This is a genomic window from Gorillibacterium massiliense, assembly GCF_000455485.1.
GTDB lineage: Bacteria > Bacillota > Bacilli > Paenibacillales > NBRC-103111 > Gorillibacterium > Gorillibacterium massiliense.
Genome location: NZ_CBQR020000142.1, coordinates 1 through 7,775, shown reverse-complemented (window position 1 = coordinate 7,775; position 7,775 = coordinate 1). Strand labels below are relative to the sequence as shown.

Here is a 7,775-nt window from a genome sequence, read left to right as displayed (position 1 = left end):
TCCGCTTTATCTTTTTCGATGGACAAAAAACCCTTCTCTTGAAGCTTCAACGCCAGCTGCTTAAGATTTTGCCTGGAACTGCCCATCTCCTTAGCCAGTTCCGACAAGGTAGGTGGCTCCTCCCCCCACTGCTCGATCATCATCATCAGAAACCACTGTTTTGTCGTAATCTCGCCCAGTTCCCTGTCACCGATCGCCTGCAGCTTATTCGCCAATACAAAGAGCCCGCCGAAAATCTCTTTTTGGTGCTCAAACGTATCGTGATCCGCCATTTTGCCGCCACTCCATTCAAAAGGTAATATATTACCTATTAAACTGCAGTATACCTCGATTTTCTCGAAGGATCAATAACCCCGTGCTGTACCGCCCTTTTAAAACGGGAAAATGAGCGGCAGCACGGCGACCATCACGATGCCCATGATCAACTGCAGCGGCAGCCCTACCTTCACGTAGTGGCTGGCTTTATAGCGTCCCGCCGACATGACGAGAGCGTTGGGCGGCGTGGAAAAGGGTGAAGCAAAACACATGCTGGCGCCAATAGATACGGCGAACATGAACGGGTATGGGCTGACCCCCAGTTTTAAGGCTGCCGCCAAAGCAATGGGAGCCAGCAAAACGGCGCAGGCGGTGTTGCTGATAAACAGCGTTAAGATTGAGGTGGTGAAATACACGCCAGCCAATAGGGCAAGAGGGCCTATGCTGCCGAGAGAATTGACCAAACCTTCGGACAACAGTCCGGCTGCACCGGTCTTTTCGATGGCGATAGACATGGGAATCATACCGCCGATAAGTACGATGCTTTCCCAGTTTACGGTTTTATAAGCTTCCTCCATATTGCGTACGCAGCCGAACACCACCATGAGCGCCGCCGCGATCATCACGGAAACGACGGCCGGAATGAAGTTGGAAATAAGCAGAACCACCATAAGCAGCATAATGCCGGCTGCGATTGGCGCTTTATTGTCCATGGTAACCTTCCGCGATTCCTCCAGAGGCTGGCCGACGACCACTACATCCGATTGCTCGTTAGCAAGCAGGGCGATATCTTTCCATGTCCCTTGGATGAGCAAGGCGTCACCGAGACGCATTTTTTCTTCCTTCAAGTTGTGCAGAAGATACTGTTCCTTCCGCTGAATGCCGAGGATGTTCACCCGATATTTTTCCCGAAAGCCGGATTGGTTGACGGGTCTGCCGATGAGCCGTGAATTGGGTGCGAGCATCACCTCGGCAATGCCGACATCACTGGTGGCGTAACGCGCCGCATGCTCCGGCAGTTCCTCTTCCGCCGCTTGATGATCCAACAGCGAGAGTCCAAAGGTATCGGCAAACTGCTGGGTTTGCTCGAAGGAGCCGTTTATGTACAGGATATCGTGTTCTTGAATCACAGTGCCGGGTCCAGCGATCTCCTGATTGATGGTTTTCAAGATTTGGTTTTTCGTCGAGATTTTGCGGCGAATTTCAATCACGTTAAGATCGAAGCGGGCAGAAATGTCCAGCGCCAACAACGTCTTTCCGACGATGGGGGATTCCATTGACACTTCCACGCGGTAGAGATTTTGCGATAGCTGGTATTTCCGCGCCAGTTCCTTCAGCGACCGGCCGTGGCGCTTCTTGCCTGCACCCTCCTCGTTTTTCGGCAAAAAACGGCGCAGGATCAGCATGGAGGTAATCCCCGCAGCCAAGCTAATCAAGCCGATGGGCGTATAAGGGAAGAACCCCAGCCCTTTGTAGCCCGCATTCACCAGCGTATCCTGGATCACCAAATTGGGCGGCGTTCCGATCAGCGTCAGCATGCCGCCAAAGCTGCTGGCAAAGGCAAGCGGCATCAAAAGCCGCCCCGGAGACGTCTCCGCGCTCACCGCCATGCTCACCACAATGGGCAGCATGACCGCCACCGTGCCGGTATTGCTAACGAAAGCGCCGATGGACGCCGTCACCAGCATCACCGTGATGATGAGCCGCGTTTCGCTGGTGCCCGCAAGCTGCAGCAGCTTGCGGCTGGCCATTTTCGCCAAGCCGGTTTGGAAAATGCCTCCGCCTACCACAAACAAGCCGATCATCATGATCACGACGGGATTGGAAAAACCGGATAGAGCCTCCGCCGGTGTTAAAATGTTCAGCAGCATGAGGAGGACCAGCGCCCCGATGGCCACTAAATCCGAACGCACCTTGCCAGATATAAAAAGCCCCGATGCCAGGGCCAGTATCGCTAACGTTATCCCCATCTGTTCATTCACTGCAGGTTCCTCCCAAGTTGTCTTCGTCGCTGCTCGGCATATCGGATAAATGGAGCCGTCGAAGGGGCCAGCTACGTTCATTCTACGCGGCAATCATGGCCTCCGCGCTTCTCTTATGTCATTTTAACATAAAGCCCAATGATTTACTTTCAAAAATCGCATGTATACTTGTCGAATGAAGAACACGGGACCCGCGAAAAAAAAGCTGCACTCTCTGCCCGTAGGCAAAAAGATTAGCTTTGTCATTTTTATTTGGAAGCGTAGATCAGCAGAAGCTTGCTGTCTTACGTCCAACCCCAGAAGAAACCGTCCCGGTCCCAACAAATTTTTCCGTTATGAAGCTTGCGGAACGCTTTGACCACGTCTTTGGCAAGAGAAACGTTGCCGTTTTCGTTCGTTCTTATAAACTCCTCGCCAAAATGCGTCCGCACATAGGCGATGACATCCTTTTGGTAAGCTATGCCGCGGAAATGGATCTCCTGCACCATCCACTCCGCAACCTGTTGCGGTGTTACTTCTGACTTTATTTGCTGCGGGGACAAATTCTCCCGGGAAGTGGATTCTTCCGGCTCAGTCTCGGGCGCTGCCCCTGTTTTTGTATCCATAAACTCATTCTCCTTCCCGCACGACTCGGGCATTCTCCATATGGCCGATTACCGCAATTCTTGCGTTAACCCCTATTATATCATCCTGGGCGGCCATCTGGAGCAAAAGCTGCAGCCTGAGGGAAACTTGTCCAGATAGCAGCTCAGCCCGGTTGCCTATAGGTTACCTAGTAGGCATACCGGGCTTCGCGGCCGCGAGCCATACCCTCTGGCGCCGTTACTCTATCCGCTTCAGCGGCTCCGTGGCTGGTCCTTCCAGTACGCCGCCGTCGTAATGGAAGCGGGAGCCGTGGCAGGGGCAGTCCCAGGTGCGGTCGCCGTTGTTCCACTCCACCTCGCAGCCCAAATGGGTGCAGGTTGAGTCCACAAGGAACAACTCCCCTTCGGCGTCGCGGTAGGCGCCTGCCTTTCGACCGCCGATCCGCACCAACGCCCCCTCATCCCTGCCCAGCTCATCCGGCTTCCGGGTCAGCCATTCCAGCTTGCCGGCGATCATCTGCTTGGCCACATCGGCATTTTGCACGATCAGCTCCTTCAAATCCGGATCTGCTTGGAAGCGGACCGGATCAAACAGTTCCCGATACCGATTATCACGGCCGACGATCAAATCCGTCAGCAGCAGTGCAGCCGCCGTGCCGCTGGTCATCCCCCATTTGCGGTAGCCAGTGGCGACGAAACTGTGGGGATGCCTGCCGGTGGCCTGCCCGATATACGGCAGCTTGTCCAATGTCACGAAATCATTAGTAGACCAGCGGTAGGGAAAGTCCGTCACCCCAAAAACGCTGTTCGCCCAACCTTCCAACGCTTCATAATGCTTTATCGTACAAACACCCTGACCGGTCTTATGGGATTCCCCGCCAAGAAGCAGCAGCTTCTCTCCTTTATAGGTAACTGTGCGAATCGAACGCGTCGGGTTATCCGCGCTGATGTACATGCCGGCGGGGAGTTCCTGGCCATGGGGTAGTCTCGCTGCCAGCACATATGAGCTTTCCGCATGCAATCTGGCAAAATACAACCCGCTCTCGAGCACGGGGAAATGGGAGCAGCTCACCACGTCGTCGCAGACCGCTTCGATGCCGCCGCCGATTTTTAGCCGGTTCGGGCTGCCTTCCTCCACCGCTTCCACCATCGTATCCTCGTACACCTGCCCGCCCATGCGGACAAATTCGGTTACCAGCCGCACGAGATAAGGAACCGGATGAAACCGAGCCTGTCCCCGCAAGCCCAAAGCACTGCGCACTGGAAACGGCAAGGGAAGATCATCCGTCAAATAGCCGGGTATGTTCAGCTCCCGATAAGCCGCGACCTCTTTCCGCAGCAGTTCTTCACCAACGTCAGTCGTGGCGTAGACAAAAGCATCCTCCTCCGTAAAATCGCAGTCGATCCCGTACTCTTCCACTTTTTTACGTATAAAAGCCAGTGCCTCGTTGTTTGCCTGATAAAACAGTCCCGCCTTCTCCAAGCCGAAATGGCGGATATGCTCATCGTAAATCAAGTTGTGCTGGACGGTTATTTTGGCTGTCGTATAGCCGGTTGTTCCCCCGATAAGGGAGCCGGAGGTGAGGAGCGCCGTCCTTTTCCCTTCTTTCGCCAGCAAATAAGCGGTGGTGATGCCCGTGATGCCGCCGCCGATGACGGCAACCTCTACGTCTATGGATGCCTTGAGAGGTTCAAATGCTGGAATGTCCGCAGACGACAGCCAGTACGATTCCGGAAAACGGGGCAAACTCATGCAGCAGCCTCCTTGCCAAAGTGGGATTTATTTATCCATACACATATTTCCTCCATATGATAATTTTATTCCGAGGGCGCCCGCTTTCGGCCCGAAACAAAGTATGGCTTTTCCCAATCACACTGACAAAAAATCTTACGTTGCCGCTATGGCAAACCTTTGCCATAATAGGTGAAATAACAAATTCCATCCTCAGTCAAGGATGGGGATTCGGAAAAGGAGCTGGGTTCATTGAAAGGGATCATTACGGTGTTGGGAAAGGACAAGGTGGGCATTATCGCAAGGGTCTGTACGTACCTCGCGGAGAACAACGTGAATATTTTGGATATCTCGCAAACGATCATTCAAGGCTATTTCAATATGATGATGATCGTGGACGTTTCCGCAGCGGCCAAAACCTTTGAAGTGCTGGTAGAGGAACTGCAGGCGGCAGGCGTGGAAATCGGCGTGGAGATCAAGCTGCAGCACGAGGATATTTTCAACATCATGCACCGAATTTAGGCCGAGCCGAAACCGGCTGAGAAGAGCGGAGGAGCGAAAACCATATGATATCGTTGGTAGAAGTACAGGAAACCAATAAAATGATCCGGGAAATGAACCTGGACGTGCGCACCATTACGATGGGCATCAGTCTGATGGACTGCGCTCATTCGGATGTGAAGGTATTTACGCAAAATATTTACGATAAAATCACCAAGTCCGCGGCCAATCTGGTGAAAACCGGCGAGGACCTGGAAAAGCAATTCGGCGTCCCCATCGTTAACAAACGGATTTCTGTCACCCCCATCTCCATCGCGGCAGGCGGATTGAAAACCGATACCTATGTTCCGGTTGCGGAAGCGTTGGATAGGGCAGCTAAAGAAGTCGGCGTCAACTTCATCGGCGGATTCTCCGCCCTCGTGCATAAAGGCTGCACCAAAGGGGATCGCATCCTCATCGACAGCATCCCTGAGGCCCTCAGCGTAACGGATAGAGTATGCTCTTCCGTCAACGTCGGCTCTTCCCGCAGCGGCATTAACATGGACGCGGTGAAGCTGATGGGCGACATCATCCTGCAAACCGCCGAACGGACGAAGGACCGGGATTCCATCGGCTGCGCCAAGTTGGTGGTGTTCTGCAATGCGGTGGAGGACAACCCTTTTATGGCGGGAGCTTTCCACGGCGTAGGCGAACGGGAATGCGTCATTAATGTGGGCGTCAGCGGTCCTGGCGTTGTAAAACGGGCGTTGGAAGAGGTACGGGGGCAGGATTTTGAAACCCTGTGCGAGACGATCAAGCGGACGGCGTTCAAAGTGACCCGGGTCGGCCAGCTGGTGGCACAGGAAGCTTCGAAGCGGCTGGGCGTACCCTTCGGCATCATCGACCTGTCGCTGGCACCGACGCCGGAAATTGGCGACTCCATCGCCGAAATTTTTCAGGTTATGGGTCTCGAAGAAGCTGGTGCTCCGGGAACGACGGCAGCACTCGCCATCTTGAACGACAACGTGAAAAAAGGCGGCGTCATGGCCTCCTCCTACGTCGGCGGATTAAGCGGCGCGTTCATTCCGGTGAGCGAGGACCACGGCATGATTCAGGCAGTACAACGCGGCGCGCTCACCTTGGAAAAGCTGGAAGCCATGACCTGCGTCTGCTCCGTCGGCTTGGACATGATTGCCATCCCAGGAAGCACAAGCAAAGCGACCATCTCCGGCATCATCGCCGACGAGGCCGCTATCGGCATGGTCAACAACAAGACGACGGCGGTGCGCATCATTCCCGTCATCGGCAAGAACGTAGGCGAGATGGTGGAGTTCGGCGGTCTCTTGGGTTACGCCCCCGTCATGCCGGTCAACACATTTGGCTGCGGCAGCTTCATCGAGCGGGGCGGCCGGATTCCGGCTCCGATCCACAGCTTCAAGAATTGACTCTCAGCCATTGAAAAGGAGTGTCATTCGGAATAGAATAATTATATATATGTAAAAAATGATTCCGAACCTAACGAGGAACCCACATGGAAGCTCTTAAACGATTTTTTTCGCATCCCCTTGCCAAGCGCATTTCTTTTGTTGTTCTGGCCGTTTTATTGCTGTATTTTATCCGCAATCTGTTGAATCTGCTCTTGCTTCTGTTTGTGGTCACCTACGTCATGGGGAGGCTGCAAGGCTTCCTGGTGCGTATCATCAGCCGCGTAATCCCGATCTCGGAGAAATTGGTTATCACCATTCTCTACGTCCTGTTGGTCGCGGGGCTGCTCAGCGCTATTTTTAATTACGTACCCATGATCATCAATCAGGTAGGCGATTTGATCAACAACATTACCCACTACATGGCTTCTCCCTACAATAATGAAACCATCAAGAAGTTGGATTTGCTGCTGGAAAAGGTGAATTACCAGTCCTATCTGGGCAGTGTGCTTACGTATATCAAGCTGCTCGGCTCGTGGTTGGAAATCATTTTAATGGTGATCATCCTAAGTTTCTTTTTTCTCCTGCAGCGGCAAAAAGTTCACGATTTCACGAAAAGTTTCCGAACGAGCAAAATCAGTTGGCTGTACGGAGAATTCGAATACTATGGGCGTAAATTCGTTTCATCCTTCGGTAAAGTCATCGAAGTTCAGCTGTTGATTGCGGTGTTCAATACCGTTTTCACGATGATCGGGCTTATCCTGCTTGGGTTTCCCTATCTCGTAGCACTGACCGTGCTCGTCTTCTTGCTCAGTTTAATTCCCGTCGCCGGGGTGGTCATTTCCTTCATCCCCATCGGCATTATCGGCTATCAGCTTGGTGGGTATAGCACCGTGATTTGGACGATCGTAATGGTTCTGATCATCCATTCTCTGGAGACCTATTTTCTCAATCCCCGTCTCTACGCCCAAAAAACCAAGCTGCCGATGTTCTACACCTTCATTGTCCTTATCTTCTCGCAGCATTATATGGGAATCTGGGGGCTGATCATCGGCATTCCGATCTTCATGTTTTTCTTGGATCTGTTAGATGTGAACCAAGCGACTCATCCTAAAAAGCCGGAACAGAGCGAGCAGACAGAACTTATCGAGAAATGACGGCAAGAGCCCTCCACAGCAAGATGACTGCGATATGATGTTCTTGAGCCACTTGCACAGCAAGATGACTGCGATATGATGTTCTTGAGCCACTTGCACAGCAAGATGACTGCGATATGATGTTCTTGAGCCACTTGCACAGCAAGATGACTGCGATATGA

At 52.9% G+C, this 7,775-nt stretch carries 7 protein-coding genes; 3 read left to right on the top strand and 4 right to left on the bottom strand.

The genetic code is table 11. The features are described 5' to 3' along the window. The 4 genes from TJ79_RS18930 to TJ79_RS18915 form a co-directional block, all read right to left on the bottom strand. On the bottom strand, nt 1–272 hold a 272-nt coding region (locus TJ79_RS18930; RefSeq protein WP_040951913.1), incomplete at its 3' end, for a MarR family winged helix-turn-helix transcriptional regulator. A gap of 99 nt (nt 273–371) precedes the next feature. After that, nucleotides 372–2,237 carry an SLC13 family permease gene (locus TJ79_RS18925; RefSeq protein ID WP_155987955.1) on the bottom strand — a complete coding sequence of 622 codons (1,866 nt, stop codon included), beginning with the start codon at nt 2,235–2,237 and terminating at the stop codon, nt 372–374. Nucleotides 2,238–2,521: 284 nt separating this feature from the next. Next, nucleotides 2,522–2,764, bottom strand: a complete 243-nt coding sequence (locus tag TJ79_RS18920; RefSeq protein WP_420319398.1) for a DUF6953 family protein — start codon at nt 2,762–2,764, stop codon at nt 2,522–2,524. Between the two features lie 295 nt (nt 2,765–3,059). Beyond that, nucleotides 3,060–4,574 carry an FAD-dependent oxidoreductase gene (locus tag TJ79_RS18915; RefSeq protein WP_040951912.1) on the bottom strand — a complete coding sequence of 505 codons (1,515 nt, stop codon included), beginning with the start codon at nt 4,572–4,574 and terminating at the stop codon, nt 3,060–3,062. A gap of 231 nt (nt 4,575–4,805) precedes the next feature. Here TJ79_RS18915 and TJ79_RS18910 point away from each other — a divergent pair, with 231 nt between their 5' ends. From TJ79_RS18910 to TJ79_RS18900, 3 genes are all read left to right on the top strand, one after another. Beyond that, nucleotides 4,806–5,075 carry an ACT domain-containing protein gene (locus TJ79_RS18910; protein ID WP_040951911.1) on the top strand — a complete coding sequence of 90 codons (270 nt, stop codon included), beginning with the start codon at nt 4,806–4,808 and terminating at the stop codon, nt 5,073–5,075. Between the two features lie 47 nt (nt 5,076–5,122). Beyond that, nucleotides 5,123–6,478: a PFL family protein gene (locus TJ79_RS18905; protein ID WP_272944759.1), complete on the top strand. Its 1,356-nt coding sequence runs from the start codon at nt 5,123–5,125 to the stop codon at nt 6,476–6,478. An 86-nt stretch (nt 6,479–6,564) separates the two neighbouring features. Beyond that, complete coding sequence (locus tag TJ79_RS18900; RefSeq protein ID WP_052339753.1) at nt 6,565–7,614, top strand: AI-2E family transporter; 1,050 nt, start codon at nt 6,565–6,567, stop codon at nt 7,612–7,614. Nucleotides 7,615–7,775: the final 161 nt, after the last annotated feature.

Bases quoted from the DNA above. Each gene is read 5' to 3' on its own strand.
- TJ79_RS18915 (WP_040951912.1), bottom strand. From the start codon at position 4,574: ATGAGTTTGCCCCGTTTTCCGGAATCGTACTGGCTGTCGTCTGCGGAC.
- TJ79_RS18900 (WP_052339753.1), top strand. From the start codon at position 6,565: ATGGAAGCTCTTAAACGATTTTTTTCGCATCCCCTTGCCAAGCGCATT.